Origin of the sequence: Streptomyces sp. NPDC060035, from assembly GCF_042736635.1 — a bacterium.
Taxonomy (GTDB): domain Bacteria; phylum Actinomycetota; class Actinomycetes; order Streptomycetales; family Streptomycetaceae; genus Streptomyces.
Map to the genome: position 1 here is coordinate 277,700 of NZ_JBHWVO010000006.1, position 25,744 is coordinate 303,443.

Genomic DNA, 25,744 nt, shown 5'->3' on the forward strand with positions numbered 1-25,744 from the left:
CCTCACACGAGGACGGGCACGGGGACCGGTCGGCTGCGGGACGTGCGGCCACCGGGGAGCGGCGTACGCGGCAGCAGTCCGGTGGTCCGCGGCGTCTCGGCGTACCGCGTGAACCAGACCACCTTGCCGTCGGTGGTCCGGCAGGTGCCCCAGCTGTCGCTGAGGGCCATGACTCGGCTGAGGCCTCCGCCACCGCCACTGAGAAGCCTGGGCATCCGGGAATCGTTGTCGGCCACGGACACCGTCAGATGGCGCCCGGTCCAGCGGAGTTCGACGACGCACGTGTTGCCGTCACCAACATGCCGCTGGACGTTGGTCAGGAGTTCCTCCGCAGCCCGGCACACCGGCCGGACGTGCAGGTCGAGACTCCAGTGACGAAGGTGTGCGGCAACTATGCGCCGCAGCTGGGAAATGCGCTCTGCCGACACCTGTAGTTCGACCAGATAGTGCCGGTCGAGTGGAACGGTCATCGTCGAGGCTCCTCACCACGAGGCCCACGTACTTCACCCCGTCTGTACCAACGACCCCCGAACACGAAGCGTGAGCAGTGATCACTGCTGGGTCACTCATCAGGGTGACGCGAGGGAGCCAGTTGCGCAACCGAGGGACATGGCGCGCTGCTCAGGGAAGGTAGGGCAGCAGTTTGTCCGGGGTGAGCGGGAGGGTGCGCAGCCGCGCCCCGGTGGCGTGCCGCACGGCGTTGCCGATGGCGGCCGCCGTACCGACGATGCCGATCTCTCCGATGCCCTTGCTGCCCATCGGGTTGAGGTGGGGGTCGTCCTCGTCGATCCAGTGCGCCTGGATGTCGGGGACGTCGGCGCAGGACGGCACATGATAGGAGGCCAGGTCACTCTCGGTGAAGTCCCCGAAGACCGGGTCCATGGTGCTGCCCTCGGTGAGGGCCATGCCGAGACCCATCACCATGCCGCCGATGAACTGGGAGCGTGCTGTACGGGAGTTGAGGATGTGTCCGGCGGCGAAGACGCCCAGCATCCGCCGCACCCGGACCTCGCCGGTGAGGGAGTCGACCGCCACCTCGGCGAAGTGGGCACCGAAGGCATGCCGTGCGTACGGGGACTCCTCCGCCGTCTCCTGCCCGGTGTCGGCGGTGACGGTGATGCCCTCCGGCGGGACCGGCCCGGCGAGTCCGGCGAGCCGGGTCAGCAGGGCGGTGGCCGCCTTGTGCACCGCCGAGCCCCAGGACGCCGTGCCCGAGGAGCCGCCGGCCACGGAGGCTGCGGGCAGGTCGCTGTCGCCGATGTCGATCCGGACGTTCTCGAGCGGGGCGCCCAGTGCCGAGGCGGCGATCTGCGCCAGGACGGTGCGGGCGCCGGTGCCGATGTCGGTGGCGTTGACCCCGATGCGGAACGAGCCGTCCGGCGCGGCGTGCGCGGAGGCGGCGGACTTCGAGACGAGCACGGGGTACGTCGCCGAGGCGACCCCGGTGCCGAGCAGCCACGGTCCCTCCTGCCGGGCGGCGGGGTTCGGGTCACGGTCGTACCAGCCGAACCGCCGGGCACCGTCGTTCAGGCAGGCTGCGAGGTTGCGGCTGCTGAACGGGCGTCCGCTGTCGGGTTCGGCCGCCGGTTCGTTGCGCAGGCGCAGTTCGACCGGGTCGATGCCCAGGGCGCAGGCCAGCTCGTCCATGGCGGATTCCAGGGCGTACATTCCCGGGGCCTCGCCCGGTGCGCGCATCCAGGAGGGGCTGGGGACGTCGAGTGCGGTCACCCGGTGCACCGTGCGGCTGTGGGGCGAGGCGTACATGACGCGTGCGGGTACGGCGGCCTGCTCGACGAATTCCTTGATCGTCGAGGTGTGCGTGACGATCTCGTGGGAGACGGAGGCCAGTACTCCGTCGCGGTCGGCGCCGAGCCGCACGCGCTGAACCGTGGGCGCACGGTGGCCGACGACGGCCGCCATGTACCGGCGGGGCAGCGCGAGTTGGACCGGGCGTCCGGTGTGGCCCGCAGCCATCGCGGCCAGCACGGCCTGGGGGCGCGGGGTGCCCTTGGATCCGAAGCCGCCGCCGACGTGCTCGGAGATCACGGTGATGCGGTTTCCCTCGATCCCCAGCGCCCGGGCGAGGCTGTCGCGCACCGTGGTGGAGCCCTGGCTGGAGTCGTGGACGGTCAGATGTCCGTCGGCCCACCGGGCGGTCGAGGCGTGCGGTTCCATGGGGTGGTTGTGCAGGCCGGTGAGCGTGTACGTGGCGTCGATCCGTACCGGGGCGCCTGCGAACGCGGCGTCGGCGTCGCCGCGTTCGCGTACCGCCGGGTGGCCCCCGTTGGCCTGCTCGGGTGTGTAGAGGCCCGGGTGGTCCCCGGTGAGGACGACGTCGTGGCCGGTCGTCCTGTACTCGACGCGGACGGCCGCCGCGCCGGCCCGGGCGGCTTCGAGGCTCTCGGCCAGGACGAGGGCGACGGGCCAGCCCCGGTGCGGAACCCGGTCGTCCTGGAGGACGGAGAGGATCGGGTCGTCGGGTTCCTTCAGCCGCGGCGCGTTGTCCAGGGTCAGGACCGTATGCACTCCCGGCACGGCGAGGGCGTCGGCGGTGCGGGTCGCGGTGACGTGCCCGCTCGGGACAGTGGCGGGGACGATCCACGCGTACAGACAGCCGGGCGGGGTGTGCTCCGCGGCGTATCGGGCTGTGCCGGTGACCTTGTCCCGGCCCTCGCGGCGGACGACAGGTGCGCCCGGCGGCTGGAGTGCGTGGCTCATGACGGGTGTCCTCGGTTCGTCGTAGTGCGGGCCGGGCGGCTCAGCGGGACGGTGCTGCCCGGGTGGTGAGCTCGGTCAGGGCCCCGATCGCCAGATTGCGCGCGAGGACCACCTTGAAACCGTTGTCCCGCAAGGGCCTGGCGGCGGAGAGTTCGGTGTCCACCGCCTGGGCGAAGGTCTCGTCGGTCGCGGGTGCGCCCCGCAGCACCTCCTCCGCGGCCCGGGCACGCCACGGCCGGTGGGCGAGCCCGCCGAAGGCGAGCGACGCCTGCTCGACACGGCCGTCGCGGACGGTCAGTACCGCGGCGACGGAGGCCAGCGCGAAGGCGTACGAGGCGCGGTCGCGGGCCTTGCGGTACAGGGAGAGCGCGCCGTCCGGACGCGGTGGCAGCACCACTTCGGTGATCAGCTCGCCGGGCCTGATCACGGTGTCCTGGTCCGGGTTGCCGCCCGGCAGCCGGTGGAAGCCGGTGACGGGCACGGTCCGTTCGCCCTCGGGTCCGTGCAGCCGGACGGTGGCGTCGAGGGCCGCGAGGGCGACCGCCATGTCCGAGGGATTGGTGGCGACGCAGTCCTGCGAGTGGCCGAGCACCGCGAGATCGCGGTGGGCACCCTCACGGGCCGGGCAGCCGGAGCCGGGAATCCGTTTGTTGCAGGGCTTGGAGACATCCTGGAAGTACGGGCACCGGGTGCGCTGGAGCAGATTCCCGCCGGTGGTGGCGGTGTTTCGGAGCTGCCCGGAGGCACCGGCAAGGAGAGCCTGCGACAGCGCGGGGTAGTCGGTCCGTACATCGGGGTGGGCAGCGAGGTCGCTGTTGCGTACGGTCGCACCGATCCGGAGGCCGCCGTCGTCCGTCCGCGTCACCCGGTCCAGCGGGAGCCGGCTGACGTCGATGAGCAGACCGGGCGACTCCACGCCGAGCTTCATCAGGTCCACGAGGTTGGTGCCCCCGCCGAGGAAGCGGGCTCCGGGGCGCTCGGCACCGGCACGGACGGCCTCGGCCACGGAGCCGGGGCGCAGATAGGCGAAGGGTTTCACAGGGCCACGTCCTCGATCGCCCGGACGATGTGGGGGTACGCGCCGCACCGGCAGAGGTTGCCGCTCATCCGTTCGCGGATCTCCTCCGCGCCGAGGGGCGCCCTCTCCTCGGGGGCGGTTGCGGTGCGCGGGGTGACATGGGAGGGAAATCCGTCCGCCGCCTCGCCGAGCATGCCGACCGCCGAACAGATCTGTCCGGGGGTGCAGTAGCCGCACTGCAGTGCGTCCCTCTCCAGGAAGGCCGCCTGCAGGGGGTGCAGCCGGTCACCGTCGGCCAGCCCTTCGACCGTGGTGATGCGGGCACCCTCCTGAGCGACGGCGAACAGCAGGCAGCTGTTGGCGCGCCGGCCGTCGACGAGTACGGTGCAGGCGCCGCACTGACCGTGGTCGCAACCCTTCTTCGCACCGGTGAGTCCGAGGTGTTCGCGCAGCGCGTCCAGCACGGTGGTGCGGTGATCGAGCGTCAGCGTCCGTGCGGTGCCGTTGATGTGCAGGGTGAAGGTCGATCGCGTGCCCGGAAGCGGACCCTGTCCGGCGTCCGCATCGTCCTTTCCGGGGATGGGGTCCATGGACTGGTGCCTTCCGGTTTCGGGTCGTGCGGGCATCACGCGGGACCGCGGCTCTCCAGTCGCAGCCTGATCTCCTGTTCCTGGTCCCCTGCCGCCGTCCCCACGACCCGGACGGCGAAGGTGTCCGCCAGGTGCTTGCGGAGACGGTCGACCGCCCAGTAGCCGCCCTGCGCTTCAACCGTCACGGGCGCGGACAGCTCTGCGGGCCGGGCGTCGGCGAGCGTCTCGGACACATCGACGGTCGCTGTCCACACGGTCGGGCGCGTCGTCGACGCGTCCTCGGGTGTGTCGCTCGCCGGACGGTCGGAGACGAAGGCACGGCGCAGCACGTCGAACACGGTCCGTGCGTCCTCCTTCGGGCAGCCGGTCACCGCCACCACGACGTCACCGCTCTCCCGGTGTTCCTGTGCCTGTACGTCCGTGCTGTTCACAGTGATTCCTTTCGACTCCGAGGAAGGCGATACCGCGGCCGGCGCGGATGGTCACGAACCGGTCGGACAGTGCACTCGTGCGGGTGAAACGGGGGCCCACATGGAGGGCCCCAGGTGATGGCCGGCCGTGGATGACGACGCGGTACGCGTGGTTGCGGATCCTGCGCGCAGGCGCGTACGCCGCCGCGGTCGGACGAGCTGCCGAGGCCTGCCACGGGGCACGCCTCTTCCCGGAGGATCACGACGGGTCGGGCAGGGGTGGCAGCCCGGCGGCCGAGCGGATCGGGTACTCCATCGCGCCCTCCAGCGGTCCGGGGTTCACTCCAGGCTCACCCCGCGGCTGCGGCTCGGCGACACGAGCAGGTTCAGCCGGCGGAGTACCTGGGGCAATGAGCGGGCCGGCCTGCCCCATCGTGATCGTGTATCCGGTTCGGACCACGTGAAACTCTTTCACCAGGACATCGTCACAAAATATGAATTACTTTCACTAACCGTCTGTTATCCATCCCTCGGGGTATGCGCCATGCATGGACGTAACAAACGGAGCCAGGGATTCTCTCGCCGTCACCCTCGCCGGGCCCGGCACAGTCGGGGTTGTCGTCGGCATCGCAGGACTTGCCGTGGTGGTCCTGCTGATCGGCGCCTTCTGGTGGGGCATGCGGCGCCGGGACGAGGAACTTCCGCCTCCCCGCCCCGAGGAGCAGCCGCACCGCCCCGATCACCGGACGGAGATCCGGGAGAGCGACAAGCACGGCTCGGACAGCTTCCCCGAGAACGGCCGGGGCCTTTCACCGTACGAGCTCGGCGACCACGGCAATGAGGTGATCCCGCCCGACCCCGATCGCCCGCGTGACTGATATGCGCACGCCCCGGCCTGCCGGGCGTCTCCTGCCGCCACCTTTTCGCCACTTCGGCGGCGAGGAGGTCGTGTGTTGCGGGAGCGGCCGGTGCACATGAGGCTGGTGCTGGCCCCGCGGCACCGAAGAAGTCATGCCGCAGAACCGATAAGGCAGTGCGACCATGACCGCAAGCGAACCGGCGCCGCTGACCGGCGCCACCGCGCCGTGCTGGGTCCATCTCGTGACCCAGGAGCTGGGGGCCGCACAGCGCTTCTACGGCGCCGTCCTCGGCTGGACGTTCCGCACCGGCCCGTTGGGCAAGGACTACGCCATGGCCCGTTCGGACGGTGTGCCGGTGGCAGGCATCGGCGCAGTCGCCTCCGCCTACCAGGTGGGCGTGGCCTGGACGCCGTACTTCTCGGTCCGGGACGCCGATGTGGCCTCGGCCCGCATCCGCGAACGCAGCGGCACGGTGGCGGTGGGCCCGCTGACCATCGGCAAGGGGCGCGCCGTCCTGGCCGCCGACCGGGACGGCGCGTCGTTCGGCGTCTGGGAATGGACGGGGCGCGCGGCCTCCCTCGCACCGTCCGGGCACCGGGCGCACGCCTGGCTCAGGCTGCGCACCAGGAACGCCTTCGACGCCGCGATCTTCTACGGCGAGGTACTCGGCTGGGAGAGCGGGGCACCCGGCTGCTGCGAGGTCTCGTACGTCAAGGAGGAGGTGCTCGTGCGCTGCGACGGCCGCCCGCTGGCCCGGATCAGCTCCGGGGCCGTCGAGGCCGCACCCGATCCGATGGTGCGCCCGCACTGGCAGGTGCAGTTCCCGGTCACCGACGTGGCGGCGACGGTCCGCCTCGCGGAGCAGCACGGGGGCACGCTCATGGAGCGGCGCGGTGTGCCCCACGGCAGCGAGGCGACGCTGCGCGACCCGGACGGCGGGCTGTTCACCGTGACGGACGTACGCAGCCCCGCCGGGACCGACGACGCCTGAACGGGTCACCCGGCCGAACCGGAATCCCCGTCGTCCGGTGACCGGCCGTCGTTGCCGGGCTTCGTGTTCCCGCCCCGGGCGATGGCCCACAGCGGGAAGACGAACCAGCAGGCCAGGAACCACAGTGCCATCGCGCCCACCAGCCACAGGGCCAGGACGTTGTGGAGCGCCACCCGAAGGATGAGCAGCAGGGTGGAGCACATCGTGCAGAAGAGCAGTCCGAGCCCGAGCTTCGTCAGGCGCGAGGCCCAGGCCACGGTCTGCGGCTTCATCCGTCTGCCGGTGAGCAGCCGGTGGTAGGACACCGGCCCGATCAGGGCGGCGGCCGTGGCCGATCCCATCATGACGGTGACGACGTAGATGTTCCGGTCGGTGGTGGAGAGGTCGGCGAAGCGGGGCTGGAAGACCACCGCCAGCAGGAAGCCGAACAGGATCTGCACGCCGGTCTGGGCGACCCGCAGCTCCTGGAGCAGATCCGTCCACTGCCGGTCCGCCCGCTCCTCCTGAGTCTCCTCACGGCCGCTTCCGACCGCCGCGCCCCGTTCCACGCCCTTGCCACCGGCGTCCGCCGATATCCGTCCCATCGGTGCCTCCACCACGTCGAGTGGGTGGTACTGGTGCCCCGCGGCCGCGATGCGAATCCTTTTCGGCGACAAAGCGGTGGTGTCCCGCCGGGTACATCGCGGTCCGGGCTCTTTCCGGCAGCCCGGCTTCGGATTGCGGACGGTACCCTCGCCCGTGCTGTCCATGGTGGCACCCACCTGGGAATTCACCACGTCGGACGGACCGCGTCCGCCCTCGCCCGTCCGGTGCGGACAGCGGCCGGAGAACGGCTCACACGGGGCGGTCACAGGCCAAGCCCTCGACGCACCGTAACGACTCGCCTAGGATCGTCGGTACGGCATCGCGCGTCGGTCACCGTCCGGGTGAGGCGTGGAGGTAGCCCGTGAGATGCCCGCTGGAGGCATTCCACAGTGTCAGTCGAGTTGAATCACACCATCATTCATTGCCGGGACAACCGGGAATCCGCCGATTTCCTGGCGCATATTCTGGGGCTGAACACCGGAAGGGAATGGGGACCCTTCATTCCGGTGGTTCTCGCGAACGGCGTCACGCTGGACTTCGCGAGCATTCCCGCTGAATCGATCACCGCGCAGCACTACGCGTTCCTCATTTCCGAGGCGGAGTTCGCTACGGCCTTCGAGCGGATCAAGGCCCAGGGAATCGCGTACTACGCCGATCCGCACCGGAAGCTCCCCGGCGAGATCAACCACAACGACGGTGGGCACGGGATCTACTTCCCCGACCCCAACGGGCACGGGATGGAGCTCATCACCCGCCCGTACGGCGGCTGGTCGTAACAGAACGCCTGCACCGCATCGGACCGGCCGGGCGGCTCCGTCAGCTCTCGACCGGGAGGGTCAGTTCCGGCCGGTCCCACATCACCGCCGGCGGGCTGGCCGCTACCGTGCCGGTGCGCTCCGCACCCACGCTGCGGTAGAACCCTTCGGCCGGCGGATGCGCGACCACTCGCACCTCACTCAGTCCCGCGCGGCGCGCCTCGTCCCGCAGGTGATTGATGAGGAGGCGCCCGATGCCCAGCCCCTGGGCGTCGTCGCCGACGAACATCAGGTCGAGTTCGGGCGGGGAGACGACCAGCGAATAGAAACCGAGCACGCGGTCGTCCGCGCCGACGGCCACGAAGACCCGGTGCGTCTCGATGTAGTCCGGGCCGACCCGGTACCCCGCGACCATCGGCGCGTACGGCCCGTCGTAGGCGCGCGAGGTGGTGACGAGACGGGTGAGCCGCTTGGCATCCCGCGCGACGGCCCGCCTGATGCGGACCCCCGCGGGGCCGGCGGACCCGCCACGCCGGTAGGTAATGCTTGAGCTCATGCAGCGAGTATTACGCACCCGTGAGACCGGGCGGGCACGGGGCTGGGGCCCAGGGGGTGTCCGCACAGTCCCGCCGTGCGCCCGAAGGCGTGGCCCGCGGCGTCCGGCGCATCGTGGCCCGCGGCGTCCGGCGCGCCGTCGCAAGGCGGAGGACCGGCCTCGCACCGGACGTACTCGGCCGGTGCGACAACGCGGCGCGCGTGCGTGCCGGGCGTCGCGGGCCAGGCGGGACCTTGCGGACACCCCCCCTGGGGAATCCGGTCAGCCCCGGCCCCGCTGCTCCCGCCACTCCCCCACGACGGCCTCGACGTCGAAGGGCGCGAGGTTCAGCGGCGGGCCCTCGGGCGGCATGAGGAGCGCCTTGCGGATCTTGTCGTTGACCTCGGTCAGAATGCGCCGGACCTCGGCTTCCGTCCTGGCACCGGAGACCGCCTCCCTGGCGTCCTCCGCCTCTTTCCGCAGCGTCAGCGACGGCGGGAGCGCCGAAAGCCCCTCCCGCTGCATCTTGGCCTTGATCCACCACGTCTCGTCGTAGGGCCGTTCGAGACCGGGGATCGGCTTGCCGAAGCCCGGCAACGCGGAGAAGTCGCCGCGCTGTTCGGCCTCGCGGATCTGCTTGTCCACCCACGATTCGAAGCTGACGCCGGTGGGCTTGCGCTCGGTCACCGTGTGCCCCTCTCGGAACTCGTCCGGCAGGACTCCGGGTTCGGGCCGGTGCCGGCACATTCCACGATACCGACCAACCGTCCGCATGAACTCCGTCAGGCGGGTACACGACGGTTTGCGCACCGCCCGGCACATCGGCCGGGCCCGTCCGAAAGGGGTTGACGAGAGTGGGACAGCACGACGCACCGACCGCGAACCGACAGGAGCGCCAGTCATGACGACCGTGGTGATCATCGTTGCCGTCGTCCTGGTGGCAGTGCTCGGCTACTTCCTCGTCCGCGGCCGGACGGGCGGCGGCCAGGGGCTGCGGCGTCGCTTCGGACCCGAGTACGACCGCACGGTCGACCGGCACAACGGCGACACGAAGGCCGCCGAGCACGAGCTCGCCGAGCGCGTCAAGCTGCACGGTCACCTGGAGGAACAGCCCCTGTCCCAGGAGACGCGTGAGGCCTACGCCGCCCGATGGACCGCGGTGCAGGAGCAGTTCATCGACTCGCCCACCGAGGCGATCGCCGAGGCCGACGCGCTGCTGGCACAGCTCGCCCGGGACCGGGGCTTCCCTGACGGCTCCCGCTTCGAGGAGCAGACGGCAGCCATCTCGGTGCACCACGCGGAGCATGTCGACGGGTACCGCAAGGTGCACACGGCGGTGCGCGGCCAGGGCGACACGGAGGAGATGCGGAAGGCGCTGATCGAATCCCGCGCCCTCTTCGACGTACTGCTCGGGCACGCACCCGACGAGCCGGCCCACCCGGACCGGCACCGGACGAACGGAAGGACCTCAGCATGATGCACCGCACCGGACCCACCGACAGCTCTGCCGACGAGGAGCCCCGGACCGCGGCGGAAGCGCGGCAGGCCGAGGCGACACACACCGAGGCACCCCGGACCACACCGGGACCGGGGCACGCCGCGGCGCCAGGGACCGCACCGGAACCGCGGACCGCCTCGAAGGCGCGCCCCATCACGGCCCGGACCGACGGGACACGGACCACGACACCCGGCCCTGACGGGAAGCAGGTGATCAACCGGGGTCCCGGTGATACCAATGTGCCGCCCGCCCCGCGCCCGGCCCCCGCCGCGGCCCCGGCAGGCAGGCCGACCGACCGACCCGAGGTCACCCCGGCAGGCCTGCCGCTGCTGCCCGTCGAGGAGCAGGACACGCTGACCCGGCGTATGCAGCAGGCCGTCTCCGACTTCGTCGAGAGCCCCCGCCAGGCGGTCGAGGAGGCCGAGAGCACCTTCGACCGGATCGTTGCGGATCTGACCGAGGCGCTCGAGGAGCGCAGGCATGTCCTGCGCTCCAGCTGGCAGGCGCAGGACACCGAGGCCCGGACAGAGGAGCTGCGGGTCGCCCTGCAGCAGTACCGTGACGTCGGCGAACGGCTCCTGCGGATCTGAGCGGGACCCCACAACGGCGGCCCGGTGCGGGGTCCTTCGAGGACGTCGCACCGGGCCGCGCCACGTGTCAGACCGGTACTGCCAGGTCGGCGCGCAACCGCTCCACCACCGCCGGGGACACCCGCAGCCCGTCGCGCAGATAGCCGTCGAGGCCTCCCCAGCGCTCGTCCATGGCGTCCAGGGCCACCTCCAGGTAGCGGGGCCGGGCGTCGATGACCGCGGAGGCGATGTCCGGGTCACCGCCCTCGTCGAGGAAACGCTGCACCAGCGGCCCGAAAGCGGCCCGGACCGCGCGGTTCACGGCCAGGAACTCCGCCCGTACGACCTCACGGGGCGCTCCCGCGACCAGCAGGAGGAGCGCGGCAGCCCAGCCCGTGCGGTCCTTGCCGGTCGCGCAGTGGAAGAGCAGCGGTCTCGCCCGCGGGTCCGCGACCGTCTCCACGAAGGCGCGGTACGCGGCCGCCGCACCCGGCGACAGAACCATCTTCCGGTAGGTCTGGGCGAACAGTTCCTCCGCCCTGCCGCCACCGAGTGCGGCCGCTGCTCCGTCCGGGTCGCAGAGCAGCGCCCTGAGCCGGGCCGGGGCGATGCCCGGATTGTCGCCGAGGACATCGGCGACGAACAGCCTGGCGCCCGGCGGCAGCCGGTCGGGCGCCCACTTTCGTTCGTCGGCGGTGCGGAGGTCGACGACGGTACGGATACCGAGTGCGGCCACCGCCATGTCGTGCTCCGGGTCGAATTCGCTCAGCTGGCCCGAGCGCAGAAGGATTCCCTGTCGCAGGCGGCGGTCTCGCCCCAGGGCGATACCACCCAGATCGCGCAGGTTGACGACGGTGGCGGCCGGGACGGCCCGGGCGGTCTGCACGATGAACTGCCTCTTTCCCGACGAACTCCACAGGTCAGGATCAACGTCGCATGGAGCGCGAAAATCGACAAAGGAAAACGCCGGGTACCGGCGGGGGTATCAGTCGGCGAGGATCCTCGTCTTCTGCGCCGCGAACTCGGCGTCGGACAGCACGTTCTGCTTCCTCAGCTCCGCAAGCCGCTCGAGCAGGGTGATGACGTCGTCCCCGCCGCCCGTGGGCTCCCCCGCCACCTCCGCATCCCCTTCTGCGCCCAGGCGCTCATGCGCCACGAGCTGACCCCCGGCCGCTTGGACCGCACGGGTGAGGGGAACCGCCCAGAGGTCCTCACGGACGATCAGCGCGGCCGAGCTCCCCGGCGGCACGTTCCGGCCGAGTGCGTCGATGTTCTTGACGGCGGACAGCCCGGCCACCTCACCGGCGGCCGGCTCGAACGACACCAGCCCGTCGAGGTCGACATCCCGCAGCTCCTTGAAGGCGAGCGTGCCGCCCTCACCGCGGTGGACGAAGGCCAGATCGAGGACCCGCACCGCCTCCGACGCGACCGCGTCGGCCAGAGCCGACGCCATCGGGCCGGTGAGACTGCTGCCGGGAAAGACGACGACGAGGTACTCCACGGGTCCCACGGCCACGACGCGCCCCTTTCCTGCGGTGCTGGAATGCCAGAAGCATAACTTCGGGCATTCCGTGACGCACTGTGAAACTTCACGCTTAAGTGAGCCCAATAACCCCATGACCCATCATTGAGGAGTGAGGCCGGACCGGACCCACTCGTCCCCGGACGACGGATACGCGACGGTCCGTAAAGGATCAAGTGCGTTCCGGAGAGGGCAAGGTCACAGCCGGTGCCACTGCTGCTCGTCAGAGCGCTGACCTAGCATCTGAGCATGACGGTCCTGCCTGCTGACGGGCTCTCTCTGGCCGCCGAGTTCCCTGACCCCTCCCATGATCAGTGGCAGAGCCTTGTCGAAGGCGTACTGCGCAAGTCTGGCAAGGAAGTCACGGGCACGGCCGCCGAGGAAGCGCTGTCCACCGCGCTCGGGGACGGGCTCACCGCCCGCCCCCTGTACACCTCCCACGACGTATCAGCCGACCCCGGATTCCCCGGCTTTGCCCCCTTCACCCGGGGCAACAGGGCCGCAGGCAACATTTCGGGCGGCTGGGACGTACGGCAACGCCACGCGCTGACGGACCCCGTGCGCCTGAACGAGGCCGTGCTCGGCGACCTGGAGAACGGCGTCACCTCCGTGTGGCTGGCCGTGGGCGGGCCCGACGGGGTTCCGGTCGCCGGCCTCGCCCGAGCGCTCGACGGTGTCTATCTCGATCTCGCACCCGTCGCGCTCGACGCCGGCAGCGACTTCGAGCCTGCGGTACGGGAGTTGCTGGCGCTCTACGAGTCGCGGGGCGTTGCGAAGACCGCCGCGCGTGGCAGCCTCGGCGCTGACCCGCTCGGCCACGCGGCCCGTACCGGCGGTGAGCCGGACCTGACGGCCGCCGTCCACTGGGCGCGGCTGTGCGGCCGTGAGTATCCGGGGCTGCGCACGCTGACCGTGGACGCGCTGCCGTACCACGAGGCAGGCGGCTCGGCCGCCGAGGAGCTGGGGCTCTCGCTGGCGACGGGCGTCGCCTATCTGCGGGCGCTGACCGGGGCGGGAGCCTCGGTCGAGGAGGCCTGTGCGCAGCTGGAGTTCCGGTACGCGGCGACGGCCGACCAGTTCCTGACGATCGCGAAGCTGCGGGCCGCACGACGGCTGTGGGCCCGGGTCGCCGAGGTGTGCGGCACCACTGCGGCAGGTGCGCAGCAGCAGCACGCCGTGACCTCGCCCGTGATGATGACCCGCCGCGATCCGTGGGTGAACATGCTGCGGACGACGCTCGCTTGTCTGGGTGCGGGGGTCGGCGGGGCCGACTCCGTCACCGTACTGCCCTTCGATCACGCACTGGGTCTGCCGGACGCGTTCGCCCGGCGCATCGCCAGGAACACGTCGACGATCCTGATGGAGGAGTCGCATCTGGCCCGGGTCATCGACCCGGCGGGCGGTTCCTGGTACGTGGAGCGGCTGACCGATGAACTCGCCGCCGCAGCCTGGTCGTTCTTCCAGACGGTCGAGCGGGCGGGCGGCCAGGCCGCCGCACTGCGCTCCGGCATGGTCGAAGAGCGTCTCGCCGCCACCTGGGCAGCCCGCAGCAAGGACCTGGCGCGGCGCAAGGAGCCGGTGACGGGGGTCAGCGAGTTCCCGACCCTGACCGAGCGGCCCGTGGAGCGCGAGTCCCACCCCGCTGTCCCTTCGGCCGGCGGCCTTCCGAAGGTCCGCCGCGACGAGGCGTTCGAGGCCCTGCGGGCCCGGTCGGACCGCCATCTGGCCGCCACGGGCAGTCGCCCGAAGGTGTTCCTCGCAGCACTCGGCCCGGCCTCGGTGCACACGGCGCGGGCGTCCTTCGCGGCCAATCTCTTCGTTGCGGGCGGTATCGAACCCGTCCACGACCCTGCTTCCGTGGACGCGACGACCGCGGCCGGTGCCTTCACCGCCAGCGGTGCGACGATCGCCTGCCTGTGCTCCTCCGACGCGCTCTACGCCGAGCACGCGGGCGCTGTCGCCGGGGCTCTCGCCTCCGCCGGAGCACAGCAGGTCCTCCTCGCCGGCCGGCCCGGCGAGTACACCGACGTCGACGGTCATGTGTTCGCGGGCTGCGATGTGGTCGCCGTCCTCTCCTCCGTACTCGACCGCATGGGAGTGGCGTGATGCAGACCACCGAGACCTCCGGGACCCCTGCTGCGGGAACCCCGGTCCCGGACTTCTCCGATGTCGCACTGACCGCCGACACCCCCGCCGAGGTGTCCGCCGACCAGTGGCGTGCCGCGGTGAAGGAGTCGACCGGCAGGTCCGAGGACGAGCTGCTCTGGGAAACACCCGAGGGCATCGCGGTCAAGCCGCTGTACACCGGGCAGGACCTGGAAGGCCTCGACTTCCTGGAGACCTACCCGGGCATCGCCCCGTATCTGCGCGGCCCGTACCCCACGATGTACGTCAACCAGCCGTGGACCATCCGGCAGTACGCGGGATTCTCCACGGCCGAGGAGTCCAACGCCTTCTACCGGCGCAATCTGGCAGCCGGGCAGAAGGGTCTCTCCGTCGCGTTCGACCTGCCCACCCACCGCGGCTACGACAGCGACCATCCCCGGGTGACGGGTGATGTCGGCATGGCGGGCGTGGCGATCGACTCGATCTACGACATGCGCCAGCTCTTCGACGGCATCCCGCTGGACAAGATGTCGGTCTCCATGACGATGAACGGCGCGGTGCTGCCCGTACTCGCGCTGTACATCGTGGCCGCCGAGGAACAGGGCGTCGCACCGGAGAAGCTGGCCGGGACCATTCAGAACGACATCCTCAAGGAGTTCATGGTCCGCAACACCTACATCTATCCGCCCGGGCCCTCGATGCGGATCATCTCCGACATCTTTTCGTTCACCTCTCAGAAGATGCCGCGCTACAACTCCATCTCCATCTCCGGCTACCACATCCAGGAGGCGGGGGCGACGGCCGATCTGGAGCTGGCCTACACGCTGGCCGACGGTGTGGAGTACCTGCGGGCGGGTCGCGACGCCGGTCTCGACGTGGACGCGTTCGCGCCCCGGCTCTCGTTCTTCTGGGCGATCGGCATGAACTTCTTCATGGAGATCGCGAAGCTGCGCGCGGCCCGGCTGCTGTGGGCCAAGCTGGTGAAGGAGTTCGAGCCGAAGAACGCCAAGTCACTGTCGTTGCGCACCCATTCACAGACATCCGGATGGTCGCTGACCGCGCAGGACGTCTTCAACAACGTCACGCGCACGTGTGTGGAGGCGATGGCGGCCACCCAGGGCCACACCCAGTCGCTGCACACCAACGCCCTGGACGAGGCGCTCGCCCTGCCGACGGACTTCTCGGCGCGGATCGCGCGTAACACCCAGCTGCTGCTCCAGCAGGAGTCCGGCACCGGACGGGTCATCGACCCGTGGGGCGGCAGCGCGTACGTGGAGAAGCTGACGTACGACCTGGCGCGGCGGGCCTGGCAGCACATCGAGGAGGTGGAGGCGGCCGGCGGCATGGCGAAGGCCATCGACGCGGGCATCCCGAAGCTCCGGATCGAGGAGGCCGCGGCCCGTACGCAGGCACGCATCGACGCCGGGCGCCAGCCGGTCATCGGGGTCAACAAGTACCGGGTGGAGACCGACGAGAAGATCGACGTGCTCAAGGTCGACAACTCCTCGGTGCGCACCCAGCAGATCGAAAAGCTCCGGCGGCTGCGCGAGGAGCGCGACGAGGTGGCCTGCCAGGACGCCCTGCGCGCACTGACGGCGGCGGCCGAGCGGGACCCGGGGCCGGGCCTCGAGGGCAATCTGCTGGCGCTGGCGGTCGAGGCGGCACGGGCGATGGCCACGGTCGGCGAGATCTCGGACGCTCTGGAGAAGGTGTACGGAAGGCACGCGGGCCAGATCCGTACGATCTCCGGCGTGTACCGCAAAGAGGCAGGAGAGTCCCCGTCCGTGGACCGTACCCGCACGCTGGTCGACGACTTCGAGGAAGCCGAGGGACGGCGTCCGCGCATCCTGGTCGCGAAGATGGGCCAGGACGGCCACGACCGCGGCCAGAAGGTGATCGCGACGGCCTTCGCCGACCTGGGATTCGACGTCGACGTCGGCCCGCTGTTCCAGACGCCGGGCGAGGTCGCCCGGCAGGCGGTCGAGGCGGACGTGCATATCGTGGGCGTCTCGTCGCTGGCCGCCGGGCACCTCACGCTGGTACCGGCGCTCCGTGAAGAACTGGCCGCGGAGGGCCGGGAGGACATCATGATCGTGGTGGGCGGGGTGATTCCGCCGCAGGACATCGAGGCGCTGCACGAGGCGGGTGCCGCCGCGGTGTTCCCGCCCGGCACCGTGATCCCGGACGCCGCCCACGACCTGGTCACGCGGCTCGGTGCCGCGCTCGGCCACGAGCTGTGAGCCGCTGACGGATGCCTCCGAACATCGACGTCGACGCATACGTCAAGGGTGTGCTCGACGGGAAGCGTGCGTTGGTGGCGCGCGCGATCACTCTCGTCGAGTCGACCCGCCCCGATCACCGGGTGCTCGCGCAGCGGTTGCTGAGCGAGCTGCTGCCCCGTTCCGGGCGGGCCAGGCGCATCGGGATCAGCGGGGTGCCCGGCGTGGGGAAGTCCACGTTCATCGATGCGCTCGGCACCATGCTGACGGGGCTCGGGCACCGGGTCGCCGTGCTGGCCGTGGACCCGTCGTCCAGTCGTACGGGCGGTTCCATCCTGGGCGACAAGACCCGGATGGAACGGCTGGCGGTGGACGCCCGGGCGTTCGTACGCCCCTCCCCCACCGCGGGGACGCTCGGCGGGGTGGCCAAGGCGACCCGTGAGTCCATCGTGGTGATGGAGGCGGCGGGCTATGACGTGGTGCTGGTGGAGACGGTCGGGGTCGGGCAGTCGGAGACGGCGGTCGCCAACATGGTCGACACGTTCCTGCTGCTCACGCTCGCCCGTACCGGCGACCAGCTGCAGGGCATCAAGAAGGGCGTCCTGGAGCTGGCGGACGCCATCGCGGTCAACAAGGCCGACGGCCCCCACGAGCGCGATGCCCGCTCGGCGGCACGTGAACTGGCGGGCGCCCTGCGGCTGATGCACCCGGTGGACGCGGCATGGACTCCACCGGTACTGACCTGCAGCGCCCGGGAATCGACCGGTCTGGACGCGCTGTGGGAGCGGCTGGAGCAGCACCGTACGCTCCTGGACACCACCGGGCGGCTCACCGCCAAGCGCCGCGAGCAGCAGGTGGACTGGACGTGGACGATGGTCCGCGACGAGCTGTTGGACAGTCTGCGCAGCCATCCGGCGGTGCGTGCGCTCGCCCCGGAGCTCGAACAGCGGGTACGCGGAGGCGAGTTGACGGCCACCCTGGCCGCCGAGCAGATCCTCGGAGCATTCCGCGGGGATGCGGTGGATACGCCGGACACGGCCGGCGGCAGGAAACCGGTAGACGGCTGAGCGCCGGTCACGCAGGGTGGGTGCGGTGACCGCTGACACCGCACCCACGACCCGTTCCAGTGAACTTCTCGGCTTCGCGCCCGATGCCTGGGTGCTCATCGTCAACTGCGACGACTTCGGGATGTAGCACGCGGTCGACTCCGCCGTGATCGCGTCGATCGAGAACGGCATCGCGGCCTCGTGCAGCCTCATGGTTCCGTGCCCATGGGCGCTGCACGGCATGCGTCTGCTCCGGGAGCGGCCGGAGATCCCGTTCGGGATCCACCCCGTGCATCCGGGGCCGGGCAACGAGGCGTCCCGGGCCATCGACGGCGGCCGGCAGGTGCGCAGCATGGACTACGACGTCCTCACCTCGCCCGCGGCGCGCGGGATCCTGCGGCAGGAGGCAACCGTGGTGAGCGACCACCGCACGATCCAGCGGGTCCGGTCCAGCACCGGCGGCGCGAGCTGAACCGGGCCGCCCTCTTCCCTTACCCCTCCCTGCGTGTGCTACGGTGCGATCAGCACGTGTGTACGCCCCGAATTGGGCGCCGGTGCTGTTTTCTCTCACTCCCGCTGTTGCGCCCGCCCTCGAGTGGCCGGCGATCCAGCTTCTCCGCACCACTTCTCCTGTCCGGTCCGGGCCTTTCTGCCCGTCACACGGGGCGTGATTCCGCCGCCTCCGCTTCGCCGGACTTCTCATTCGCCATGTCCGCGAAAGGACCCACTCATGACCAGCACACTCGAACGCCCCGTCACGCAGCAGAATCAGCCCGTCCGCACCGCAGGTGTCCTCGACACCACGAACAACGGACATGGCGTGCTGCGCACCGACGGCGGCCATCCCTCCCCCGGTGACATCCAGGTGTCGCCCTCACTCATCCGGCAGTACGGCCTGCGCAAGGGCGACGTCGTCGGAGGAACCTGCGAACGGCCGCGTGCGTTGTCCCGGATCGACTCGGTCAACGGCCGTGCGGCACAGGAACTTCGGGGCCGGCCGCACTTCCGCGACCTCACCCCTCTCCACCCCCGGGAGCGGCTGCGCCTGGAGACGCCGGACGGCGGACCTGCCACGCGCATCGTCGACCTCATCTCCCCTGTCGGCAAGGGGCAGCGCGGCCTCATCGTCGCGCCGCCGAAGACCGGCAAGACCGTGCTGCTGCAGCAGCTCGCCGCAGCCGTCGCCATCAACCACCCCGAATGCCATCTCATGGTCGTCCTCCTGGACGAACGCCCCGAGGAGGTCACGGACATGCGCCGCTCCGTACGCGGCGAGGTGTACGCCTCCACCTTCGACCGGCCTGCGAAGGAGCACATCGCGCTCGCGGACCTCGCCGTGGAACGGGCCAAGCGGCTCGTGGAGCAGGGCCGGGACGTCGTGATCCTCCTCGACTCCCTGACCCGGCTGTGCCGGGCCCACAACAACGCCGCCGGGGCGGGCGGACGCACCCTGAGCGGTGGCGTCGACGTCTCGGCCCTCATCGGCCCGAAGAAGCTGTTCGGGGCGGCACGCCTGGCCGAGGAGGGCGGTTCGCTGACCATCCTGGCGACCGCACTGGTGGACACCGGATCCCGCGCCGACGACTACTTCTTCGAGGAGCTGAAGAGCACCGGCAACATGGAACTGCGGCTGGACCGCCGGCTGGCCGACAGGCGGATCTTCCCCGCTGTCGACATCACGCCGTCCGGCACCCGCCGCGAAGAACTTCTGCTGCCCGCACCGGAACTGGCCGCCGTACGGGGACTGCGCCGCGCCCTGCAGTCCAGGGACGGGCAGGCCACCCTGGAAGTACTGCTGGACAAGGTCCGTATGACCCCGGACAACGCCACTTTCCTCCGGCAGGTCCAGCACACCGTTCCCGGCGCGTAACAGCTCCGCTCACGACACTCCGGTCACGGCCGCCGCGGCTCCGGATCAGCCCGTTCCGCCCAGCGCCTCGGCGACCAGGGTGCGCGCCTCGTCCTGGACCCTGGCCAGGTGTCCGGCGCCCTGGAAGCTCTCGGCGTAGACCTTGTACACGTCCTCCGTACCGGAGGGACGGGCCGCGAACCAGGCACTGTCGGTGCAGACCTTCAGGCCGCCGATGGCCGCGCCGTTGCCCGGCGCCTCGGTGAGTACGGCGGTGATGGGCTCACCGGCCAGGGTGTCTGCCGTGACCTGGTCCGGGGAGAGCCGGGCCAGTACCGCCTTCTCCTCACGGGTCGCGGGAGCGTCGACCCTGGCGTAGGCCGGGTCGCCGAAGCGGGCGGTGAGTTCGCCGTAGTGCTGGGAGGGGGTGGAGCCGGTGACGGCGGTGATCTCCGAGGCCAGCAGGGCCAGCAGGATGCCGTCCTTGTCGGTGGTCCACACCCGGCCGTCGCGGCGCAGGAAGGATGCTCCGGCGGACTCCTCGCCACCGAAGCCCAGGGTGCCGCCGAACAGTCCGTCGACGAACCACTTGAATCCCACCGGCACCTCCACCAACGGGCGCCCCAGGGATGCGGCAACCCGGTCGATCATGGAGGAGGAGACGAGGGTCTTGCCGATGCCGGTACCGGCGGGCCAGCCGTCGCGGTGGGAGTAGAGATAGCGGATGGCCACGGCCAGATAGTGGTTGGGGTTCATCAGTCCGCCGTCAGGGGTGACGATGCCGTGCCGGTCGGCGTCCGCGTCGTTGCCGGTGGCGATGGTGTACGCGTCGCGCTGCTCGATCAGGGATGCCATGGCATACGGCGAGGAGCAGTCCATCCGGATCTTCCCGTCCCAGTCCAGCGTCATGAAACGCCAGGTGGGGTCCGCGAGCGGGTTGACCACGGTGAGATCGAGCCGGTGGCGCTCCGCGATCCGGCCCCAGTACGCGACCGAGGCGCCGCCGAGCGGGTCCGCACCGATCCGGATCCCCGCGTCGCGTACGGCGTCCAGATCCAGGACGGCCGGGAGATCGTCGACGTACCCGGTCAGAAAGTCGTGCCGTCCTGTGGTGTCGGCGGCGAGCGCCCGGGCGTAGGGGATCCGTCGGACCTCCTTCAGCCCGCCCTCGAGCAGGGTGTTGGCGCGGTCCTGGATCCAGGAGGTGGCGTCCGAGCCGGCCGGCCCGCCGTGCGGCGGGTTGTACTTGTAGCCGCCGTCGGCCGGCGGGTTGTGCGACGGGGTGACCACGATGCCGTCGGCGAGAGCGCTGCCACGGTCCTGGTTGTACGTCAGGATGGCGTGCGACACGGCCGGAGTGGGTGTGTAGCCGTCGTCGGTGTCGATCAGCACGGTGGCCCCGTTGGCGGCCAGCACCTCCAGGGCAGTCACCCTCGCGGGTTCGGACAGCGCATGGGTGTCGGCGCCGAGGAACAGCGGCCCGTCGGTGCCCTGACGGGTCCGGTAGTCGCAGATCGCCTGCGTCGTGGCGGCGATGTGGTCCTCGTTGAAGGCTGCCGCCAGGGCCGAACCCCGATGACCGGAGGTACCGAACGCGACGCGCTGGCCGGGCTCGGCCGGATCGGGGTGAACCGTGTAATAGGCAGTCACCAGCCGTGCCACGTCCACCAGGTCTCCGGGCTGCGCCGGCTGACCGGCCCGTTCGTGAACCATCGGTTCTCCTCTGTCTTCGTCGGTGCATCCACGGCCCCGGACCACCATCACGGGGCGGACGATCATCACGAGTTGTACCCGATACTGCCCCTTCGGCCCCACTCACGGGTACCGCGGCCCGACATCAGTACATCCGGAGCACGGTGCCCGTCCGGGCACTTTCGCGACGATTGGCCGGTTCACGCGGAAGGCACAACGGGACGGCCGCGGCACGGAGAGGCCCACCGCAGGTTGCGTTCGCCGAGGACCCCGATTCGCCCGCCAGGAGCAACTCGACAGCCCGTGGCGGCACTTCAGGAATCTGCGGATTCCGGTATCCAGAATTCCATGACACGTCGGCGGCAGCCTCGACCGGCCGCGCTCAAGAGGAACGCACGGCATTGTCATCATGGGCCACAGTCATGAACAGCAGGAGATGCGGGGCCATGACACGCCGCAGCATTCGGTAATCCGGTGCCATCACTCCTGCTCGGAGCCGATCCGCATCAGCTCGGAGCCAATCCGCATCGGCTGATGTGCGAGTCATGCGTGTTTTCCCGAGCGCTGTCTGTCACAGTGCACTTCGGTTTTACCCCCTTATCTCCGCCGCCATATTCCTTTCCGCCGGTACTTACCCGAGCCGGCTCTTCGGGGGCATGTGAGAAGAGAGCCGTGCGTGCTGCAGAAGAGTTTCACCGAGGAAAGACAACTGACGGTCCTCCATTTGGTCCAGCCGGTGGAGGGGGGAGTCGCACGGGTCGTGACCGACCTCGTCACCGCACAGGTCCGTGCAGGGCTGCGACCGGTCGTGGTCTGCCCGCCGGGCGGATCGCTGGCGTCCGGGGCGGCCGGGGCGGGAGCCCGGGTGTCCACCTGGTCGGCAGAGCGTGCCCCGGGGCCCGGGCTGGGCCGGGAGGTCGTCGCCGCGAGCCGTCTGATCCGGGCGTACGCGCCCGATGTGATCCATGCCCACAGCGCGAAGGCCGGGCTCGCGGGCCGGCTGGCTGTCCGGGGCCGGGTGCCGACGGTGTTCCAGCCACACGCCTGGTCGTTCGACGCCGTGGAGGGCCGGACCGCCCGGCTGGCCCTGAGGTGGGAGCGGTTCGGGGCACGGTGGAGCGACCGCATCCTCTGCGTCAGCGAATCCGAGCGCCGCGCGGGTGAACACGCGGGCGTCGCCGCTCACTGGTCCGTGATCCACAACGGCATCGACCTCGGCCACTTCCGTCCGGCGGGCCGGGAGGCCGCGTTGTCGGCCCGTGCCGCCCTGCCGCTCCAGGAGACCGTCCCGGCCGGGGCTCCCCTGGTCGTGTGTGTCGGGCGGCTGAGCCGGCAGAAGGGCCAGGACGTTCTGCTGCGGGCCTGGCGGCAGACGCAGGTACAGGGTGCGCGGCTCGTCCTGGTCGGTGACGGACCCTGCCACGACGAACTGCGGCGCGCGGCACCTCCCGGCGTGCTGTTCGCAGGAGCGAGCCGGGACGTACGGCCGTGGATCCACGCGGCGGACGTCCTGGTCCTGCCGTCGCGGTGGGAAGGGATGGCGCTGGCCCCCCTCGAAGCGATGGCATGCGGCACACCCGTTCTGATGTCCGACGTCAGCGGAGCCAGGGAGAGCCTGCCGCCCGGTCACGCATCCCACTGCCTCGTGCCGCCCGAGGACCCTGCAGCCCTCGCGACTGCCCTGACCGCTCTGCTGACCGACGCGGTGCTGCGGAAGGAGCTGGGCAGCACGGCGCAGGAACATGCCCGGTCGGTCTTCGATGTCAGAAAGACCGCCGGAGCGGTCCTGAGCCTCTACCAGGAGCTTGTCGGCCCGTCCCACCCCACGACGAGGAAGCGCACCGAGCAATGACGACGGAGAGTGCACCGGTCCCCCGAGCCGGCCAGGCAACAGCCGTACGGCGTACGGCTTCCGCGGTCCGCCCGCCGCACGGCGGTACCGGGCACGCCCGGTCCCTGCGGGCCACCCGGAACCGCAGGAGGTGGGGGTCCCCCTCGGGGCTCGTTGCCGCCGACGGCCTTGCGCTGGCTCTTGCCATGGCGTTGGTGGCCCCCCTCCCGTGGCCTCCGGGCGTCTTCGCACTCCAGGCCGTGGCCCAGCTGCTGCTGCACGCCTACCGGGGGCTGTACCGGATCGGACTGTCCCCGTCGGTTCTGGCGGAGCTGCCTGCGCTGCTCGGTCTTGCGCTGGTCCAGTGGTACGTGACGGCCGAGGCGCTCAGCGCGTACGACCCCCGCTACGGCATCGGCTGGACGGCACTGGCCTGCGCGATCACCGCACAGACACTGCTGAGCTGCGGCACGCGCACGGTGGTCCACCGGTCCCGGCTGCGGTCCGCTGCCCGGAACCCCCAGTCAGCCCTCGTCGTGGGCGACGGGCCACTCGCACACCGGGTCGTCGCGGTCCTGCAGGAGCACACGGAGTACGGGCTGCGGCCGGTGGGCCGGGTGGGCTCCGACGCTCCGTCCGGCGATGTCCTCACGCCCGGTGCGGCACCGTCCGCCGAAGCTCAGCTCCCCGTCCTCACGACCGCGCAGGACGTCGGCCGGGCGGTCATCCAGAACTCCGTGCGGCACGCCGTTTTCACAGTTACGCCCGAGTCGGCGCCCGGCGGGGCCGACCTGCTCGCACAGTTCGTGCGGCACGGCTGCCGGGTTTGGCTGATCACCGAGCAGGGGACGCTCGCCCCCTGCCGGACCGCGCCCAGGCCGGACCATATGTGGGGATACGCGGCTCACGCACTGGACGATGGCCGCCACCGGCCGGCCGGCCACCGGGTCAAACGGGCGATGGACGCCGTCCTGGCCACGATCGCCCTGGTCGCGGCGGCCCCACTGCTGGCCGCCTGCGCACTTGCCGTACGCGCCTGTGACGGCCCCGGAGTCGTCTTCAGACAGGAGCGCGTCGGACGCCATGGACGGCCGTTCATTCTGCTGAAGTTCCGCACGCTGCGCCCGGCCGATGCCCACGAGTCCGCCACCCGGTGGAACGTGTCGGCCGACGGGCGCATGAGCCGCGTCGGCAGGACGCTCCGCCGGACGTCCCTCGACGAGCTGCCGCAACTGTGGAACGTGGTGCGCGGCGACATGAGCCTGGTCGGCCCCCGCCCGGAACGTCCCTACTTCGTGCAGCACTTCAGCCGCATCCACCCCGGCTACGGGGCGCGTCACCGCATGCCCGTCGGCATCACGGGACTGGCCCAGGTGCACGGCCTGCGCGGCGACACCTCGATCGAGGACCGTGTCCGCTTCGACAACCGGTACATCGACACCTGGTCGCTCTGGCAGGACGTATGCGTCCTCGCGCGGACGGCAGGCTCGGTATTCCGGCTCGGAGGCAGCTGAACCGTGACGTACACCGTGACCGCCGCGCCGGCCGCACCCGTCGTTCGATCCGATCCGGCGCGCCCGGTCCTGCGCCGGTGGGCCCACGGATGGCCGCTGCTCCCGCTGATCGCGACGGTACTTCTCCTGGCCGTTCCGGCCGACGGCTCGGGGCCGGGGGCCCTGTACGGCGTTCCCCCGGCCGACCTCGTCTCGGGCGTCGCGGTGCTCGTCTGCCTGGGGCGTCTGCTGTTCCTGCGGATGCGCCCTCTCACTCCGGCCGCGGCCGTAATTCTGGGGCTGCCGGCCGTGGGCCTCGCGGTGGCCACGGTCACCGCGGCCGACCCCGCGGCAGCACTGCCTGGATTCGTCCGGTATCTGCAGATCTTCGTGTTGGTGCCGGCTGCTGTCCTCATCCTGGTCCAGGACGCCCGGGGATTCCGGATCATCACGGGCACGCTCGTGCTGCTCGCGCTCCTCCAGGGCGCGACCGGGGTGTACCAGTACGCCACCGGGTCCGGCGCCTCCTACATGGGCGAGGAAATCCGTGCCGTCGGTACGTTCGGGCCCAGCGATGTGATGGGCATGGCCACGGTGGTCGCCTACGGGCTGCTCGCGGCCGCCGCGTACGCGCTGGGCACCCCCGCGGGTGCGCCCCGGTGGCTGCGTCCTTGTGCACTCTGTGCCGTCGCCCTCCTGATCGTTCCGCTCACCCTGTCCTTCAGCAGGGGGGCCTGGATCGCGACGGTGGCGGGTGCCCTGGCCGTGATCGCGCTGACCGGGCTGCGACAGGCCGTGCGCGCGCTGGCTCTGCTGTGCGCGGCCGGAGTCGTACTCGTCGGCGGGTTCGGCGTCGGGTCCGAGATGATCTCGCAGCGGCTCACCAGCATCACCGAGGTGACGCGCGCCCCCGACCGGTCGGTCAACGACCGGTACACCATGTGGGCCGCCGCAGGCGGCATGTGGCGCGAGCAGCCCGTGACCGGTGTCGGCCTCAAGGGCTTCCCCGCGCACCGCGACGGACACGCCTCGATCGGCCTCTCCTCGGGCAGTGACACCGCGGGCGCCGGGCAGGAATTCCGCAAGCAGCCGCTGCTGTCCCCCCACAACATGTATCTGCTCGTCCTGAGCGAGCAGGGTCTCATCGGCTTCACCGCTCTGGTGGGCACCTGGGTGGTGATCCTGGCCGGTGGGGTGCGCAGGCTGGTCCTCGCCCGGTCCCGGGGAGCCGCGGCCGTCGACTGCGGTCTCGCCGCAGTCGGGCTGATGACCTGGCAGACCGTCGACTTCCTGTACGCGGACATCGGCGGCCCTTCCACCGTACTCACGGGAATCGTGCTCGGACTGGCCGCCTGGTGGGCGCTGGCCGTGCCGGAGAGGGCGACCGGCGCGTGAGCAGAGTCTCTGCGGCGACGGCCGAGAAGGCGAAGGGCTCCGGAACATCCACGCCCGATGGC

Annotated in this window: 23 protein-coding genes and 1 pseudogene; 13 read left to right on the forward strand and 11 right to left on the reverse strand. The window is 70.9% G+C overall.

What is annotated here, in order from left to right; all coding sequences use genetic code 11:
• Positions 1-2: 2 nt before the first annotated feature.
• The 5 genes from ACFWBQ_RS12595 to ACFWBQ_RS12615 all read right to left on the reverse strand — a co-directional run bounded on the left by ACFWBQ_RS12595 (position 3) and on the right by ACFWBQ_RS12615 (position 4,757).
• The gene (locus tag ACFWBQ_RS12595) at positions 3-470 is read right to left on the reverse strand and encodes an ATP-binding protein (protein WP_385486985.1); all 468 of its coding nucleotides are present in this window, start codon (positions 468-470) and stop codon (positions 3-5) included.
• A gap of 151 nt (positions 471-621) precedes the next feature.
• The gene (locus ACFWBQ_RS12600; protein ID WP_385486987.1) at positions 622-2,718 is read right to left on the reverse strand and encodes a xanthine dehydrogenase family protein molybdopterin-binding subunit; all 2,097 of its coding nucleotides are present in this window, start codon (positions 2,716-2,718) and stop codon (positions 622-624) included.
• A gap of 40 nt (positions 2,719-2,758) precedes the next feature.
• Complete coding sequence (locus tag ACFWBQ_RS12605) at positions 2,759-3,757, reverse strand: FAD binding domain-containing protein (protein WP_385486989.1); 999 nt, start codon at positions 3,755-3,757, stop codon at positions 2,759-2,761.
• A complete protein-coding gene (locus ACFWBQ_RS12610) occupies positions 3,754-4,326 on the reverse strand; it encodes a 2Fe-2S iron-sulfur cluster-binding protein (RefSeq protein ID WP_385486991.1) in 573 nt (190 codons plus the stop codon). Before ACFWBQ_RS12610 ends, ACFWBQ_RS12605 begins: the two co-directional genes overlap by 4 nt.
• A gap of 35 nt (positions 4,327-4,361) precedes the next feature.
• Positions 4,362-4,757: a hypothetical protein gene (locus tag ACFWBQ_RS12615; protein ID WP_385486993.1), complete on the reverse strand. Its 396-nt coding sequence runs from the start codon at positions 4,755-4,757 to the stop codon at positions 4,362-4,364.
• Positions 4,758-5,284: 527 nt separating this feature from the next.
• Here ACFWBQ_RS12615 and ACFWBQ_RS12620 point away from each other — a divergent pair.
• Positions 5,285-5,614, forward strand: a complete 330-nt coding sequence (locus ACFWBQ_RS12620; RefSeq protein WP_385486995.1) for a DUF6479 family protein — start codon at positions 5,285-5,287, stop codon at positions 5,612-5,614.
• A 163-nt stretch (positions 5,615-5,777) separates the two neighbouring features.
• Positions 5,778-6,587: a VOC family protein gene (locus ACFWBQ_RS12625; RefSeq protein WP_385486997.1), complete on the forward strand. Its 810-nt coding sequence runs from the start codon at positions 5,778-5,780 to the stop codon at positions 6,585-6,587.
• 5 nt (positions 6,588-6,592) lie between these two features.
• Here ACFWBQ_RS12625 and ACFWBQ_RS12630 read toward each other — a convergent pair whose 3' ends face one another.
• Positions 6,593-7,171 carry a DUF6328 family protein gene (locus tag ACFWBQ_RS12630; protein ID WP_385486999.1) on the reverse strand — a complete coding sequence of 193 codons (579 nt, stop codon included), beginning with the start codon at positions 7,169-7,171 and terminating at the stop codon, positions 6,593-6,595.
• A gap of 390 nt (positions 7,172-7,561) precedes the next feature.
• On the opposite strand from ACFWBQ_RS12630, the gene ACFWBQ_RS12635 reads away from it, so the two are divergent.
• Positions 7,562-7,948: a VOC family protein gene (locus tag ACFWBQ_RS12635; protein ID WP_385487001.1), complete on the forward strand. Its 387-nt coding sequence runs from the start codon at positions 7,562-7,564 to the stop codon at positions 7,946-7,948.
• Between the two features lie 40 nt (positions 7,949-7,988).
• Here ACFWBQ_RS12635 and ACFWBQ_RS12640 read toward each other — a convergent pair whose 3' ends face one another.
• Positions 7,989-8,483, reverse strand: coding sequence for a GNAT family N-acetyltransferase (locus ACFWBQ_RS12640; protein WP_385487003.1), 495 nt, complete (start codon positions 8,481-8,483; stop codon positions 7,989-7,991).
• A gap of 261 nt (positions 8,484-8,744) precedes the next feature.
• Positions 8,745-9,149, reverse strand: a complete 405-nt coding sequence (locus ACFWBQ_RS12645; protein WP_385487005.1) for a DUF1992 domain-containing protein — start codon at positions 9,147-9,149, stop codon at positions 8,745-8,747.
• Between the two features lie 214 nt (positions 9,150-9,363).
• Here ACFWBQ_RS12645 and ACFWBQ_RS12650 point away from each other — a divergent pair, with 214 nt between their 5' ends.
• Together ACFWBQ_RS12650 and ACFWBQ_RS12655 are read left to right on the forward strand one after the other, a co-directional pair.
• A complete protein-coding gene (locus ACFWBQ_RS12650; protein ID WP_385487007.1) occupies positions 9,364-9,939 on the forward strand; it encodes a hypothetical protein in 576 nt (191 codons plus the stop codon).
• Positions 9,936-10,550: a hypothetical protein gene (locus tag ACFWBQ_RS12655; RefSeq protein ID WP_385487009.1), complete on the forward strand. Its 615-nt coding sequence runs from the start codon at positions 9,936-9,938 to the stop codon at positions 10,548-10,550. The genes ACFWBQ_RS12650 and ACFWBQ_RS12655 overlap by 4 nt, the downstream gene beginning before the upstream one ends.
• A gap of 67 nt (positions 10,551-10,617) precedes the next feature.
• Here ACFWBQ_RS12655 and ACFWBQ_RS12660 read toward each other — a convergent pair whose 3' ends face one another.
• Both ACFWBQ_RS12660 and ACFWBQ_RS12665 read right to left on the reverse strand, forming a co-directional pair.
• Positions 10,618-11,415 carry a tyrosine-protein phosphatase gene (locus ACFWBQ_RS12660; protein ID WP_385487011.1) on the reverse strand — a complete coding sequence of 266 codons (798 nt, stop codon included), beginning with the start codon at positions 11,413-11,415 and terminating at the stop codon, positions 10,618-10,620.
• Positions 11,416-11,514: 99 nt separating this feature from the next.
• Positions 11,515-12,045, reverse strand: coding sequence for a DUF6325 family protein (locus ACFWBQ_RS12665; RefSeq protein WP_385487013.1), 531 nt, complete (start codon positions 12,043-12,045; stop codon positions 11,515-11,517).
• A 255-nt stretch (positions 12,046-12,300) separates the two neighbouring features.
• Here ACFWBQ_RS12665 and mutA point away from each other — a divergent pair, with 255 nt between their 5' ends.
• The 5 genes and pseudogenes from mutA to rho all read left to right on the forward strand — a co-directional run bounded on the left by mutA (position 12,301) and on the right by rho (position 19,292).
• Positions 12,301-14,157: a methylmalonyl-CoA mutase small subunit gene (gene mutA, locus ACFWBQ_RS12670; protein WP_385487015.1), complete on the forward strand. Its 1,857-nt coding sequence runs from the start codon at positions 12,301-12,303 to the stop codon at positions 14,155-14,157.
• Positions 14,157-16,397: a methylmalonyl-CoA mutase gene (gene scpA, locus ACFWBQ_RS12675; protein WP_385487017.1), complete on the forward strand. Its 2,241-nt coding sequence runs from the start codon at positions 14,157-14,159 to the stop codon at positions 16,395-16,397. Before mutA ends, scpA begins: the two co-directional genes overlap by 1 nt.
• Before the next feature lie 11 nt (positions 16,398-16,408).
• Positions 16,409-17,443, forward strand: a complete 1,035-nt coding sequence (gene meaB / locus ACFWBQ_RS12680; protein ID WP_385487019.1) for a methylmalonyl Co-A mutase-associated GTPase MeaB — start codon at positions 16,409-16,411, stop codon at positions 17,441-17,443.
• A 139-nt stretch (positions 17,444-17,582) separates the two neighbouring features.
• Positions 17,583-17,894, forward strand: a pseudogene (locus tag ACFWBQ_RS12685) (ChbG/HpnK family deacetylase); the annotation flags it as partial.
• A 198-nt stretch (positions 17,895-18,092) separates the two neighbouring features.
• A complete protein-coding gene (rho, locus tag ACFWBQ_RS12690) occupies positions 18,093-19,292 on the forward strand; it encodes a transcription termination factor Rho (protein ID WP_385487189.1) in 1,200 nt (399 codons plus the stop codon).
• A gap of 45 nt (positions 19,293-19,337) precedes the next feature.
• On the opposite strand, the gene pgm is transcribed toward rho, so the two are convergent.
• The gene (pgm, locus tag ACFWBQ_RS12695) at positions 19,338-20,984 is read right to left on the reverse strand and encodes a phosphoglucomutase (alpha-D-glucose-1,6-bisphosphate-dependent) (RefSeq protein ID WP_385487021.1); all 1,647 of its coding nucleotides are present in this window, start codon (positions 20,982-20,984) and stop codon (positions 19,338-19,340) included.
• A gap of 655 nt (positions 20,985-21,639) precedes the next feature.
• On the opposite strand from pgm, the gene ACFWBQ_RS12700 reads away from it, so the two are divergent.
• Genes ACFWBQ_RS12700 through ACFWBQ_RS12710 form a run of 3 tightly spaced genes read left to right on the forward strand, consistent with a single transcriptional unit; the run spans position 21,640 to position 25,682 of the window.
• Positions 21,640-22,815 (forward strand): glycosyltransferase family 4 protein, encoded by a 1,176-nt coding sequence (locus ACFWBQ_RS12700; RefSeq protein ID WP_385487023.1) that lies wholly within the window; start codon positions 21,640-21,642, stop codon positions 22,813-22,815.
• Complete coding sequence (locus ACFWBQ_RS12705; protein WP_385487025.1) at positions 22,812-24,308, forward strand: exopolysaccharide biosynthesis polyprenyl glycosylphosphotransferase; 1,497 nt, start codon at positions 22,812-22,814, stop codon at positions 24,306-24,308. The genes ACFWBQ_RS12700 and ACFWBQ_RS12705 overlap by 4 nt, the downstream gene beginning before the upstream one ends.
• A 3-nt stretch (positions 24,309-24,311) precedes the next feature.
• Positions 24,312-25,682, forward strand: coding sequence for an O-antigen ligase family protein (locus ACFWBQ_RS12710; protein WP_385487027.1), 1,371 nt, complete (start codon positions 24,312-24,314; stop codon positions 25,680-25,682).
• Positions 25,683-25,744: the final 62 nt, after the last annotated feature.

Excerpts from the sequence above, each read along its gene's own strand:
- ACFWBQ_RS12600 (WP_385486987.1), bottom strand. The coding sequence starts at position 2,718 with ATGAGCCACGCACTCCAGCCGCCGGGCGCACCTGTCGTCCGCCGCGAG.
- mutA (WP_385487015.1), top strand. The coding sequence starts at position 12,301 with ATGACGGTCCTGCCTGCTGACGGGCTCTCTCTGGCCGCCGAGTTCCCT.
- ACFWBQ_RS12610 (WP_385486991.1), bottom strand. The coding sequence starts at position 4,326 with ATGGACCCCATCCCCGGAAAGGACGATGCGGACGCCGGACAGGGTCCG.
- ACFWBQ_RS12620 (WP_385486995.1), top strand. The coding sequence starts at position 5,285 with ATGGACGTAACAAACGGAGCCAGGGATTCTCTCGCCGTCACCCTCGCC.
- ACFWBQ_RS12640 (WP_385487003.1), bottom strand. The coding sequence starts at position 8,483 with ATGAGCTCAAGCATTACCTACCGGCGTGGCGGGTCCGCCGGCCCCGCG.
- pgm (WP_385487021.1), bottom strand. The coding sequence starts at position 20,984 with ATGGTTCACGAACGGGCCGGTCAGCCGGCGCAGCCCGGAGACCTGGTG.
- meaB (WP_385487019.1), top strand. The coding sequence starts at position 16,409 with ATGCCTCCGAACATCGACGTCGACGCATACGTCAAGGGTGTGCTCGAC.
- ACFWBQ_RS12705 (WP_385487025.1), top strand. The coding sequence starts at position 22,812 with ATGACGACGGAGAGTGCACCGGTCCCCCGAGCCGGCCAGGCAACAGCC.
- ACFWBQ_RS12595 (WP_385486985.1), bottom strand. The coding sequence starts at position 470 with ATGACCGTTCCACTCGACCGGCACTATCTGGTCGAACTACAGGTGTCG.
- ACFWBQ_RS12650 (WP_385487007.1), top strand. The coding sequence starts at position 9,364 with ATGACGACCGTGGTGATCATCGTTGCCGTCGTCCTGGTGGCAGTGCTC.
- ACFWBQ_RS12655 (WP_385487009.1), top strand. The coding sequence starts at position 9,936 with ATGATGCACCGCACCGGACCCACCGACAGCTCTGCCGACGAGGAGCCC.
- scpA (WP_385487017.1), top strand. The coding sequence starts at position 14,157 with ATGCAGACCACCGAGACCTCCGGGACCCCTGCTGCGGGAACCCCGGTC.
- ACFWBQ_RS12625 (WP_385486997.1), top strand. The coding sequence starts at position 5,778 with ATGACCGCAAGCGAACCGGCGCCGCTGACCGGCGCCACCGCGCCGTGC.
- ACFWBQ_RS12630 (WP_385486999.1), bottom strand. The coding sequence starts at position 7,171 with ATGGGACGGATATCGGCGGACGCCGGTGGCAAGGGCGTGGAACGGGGC.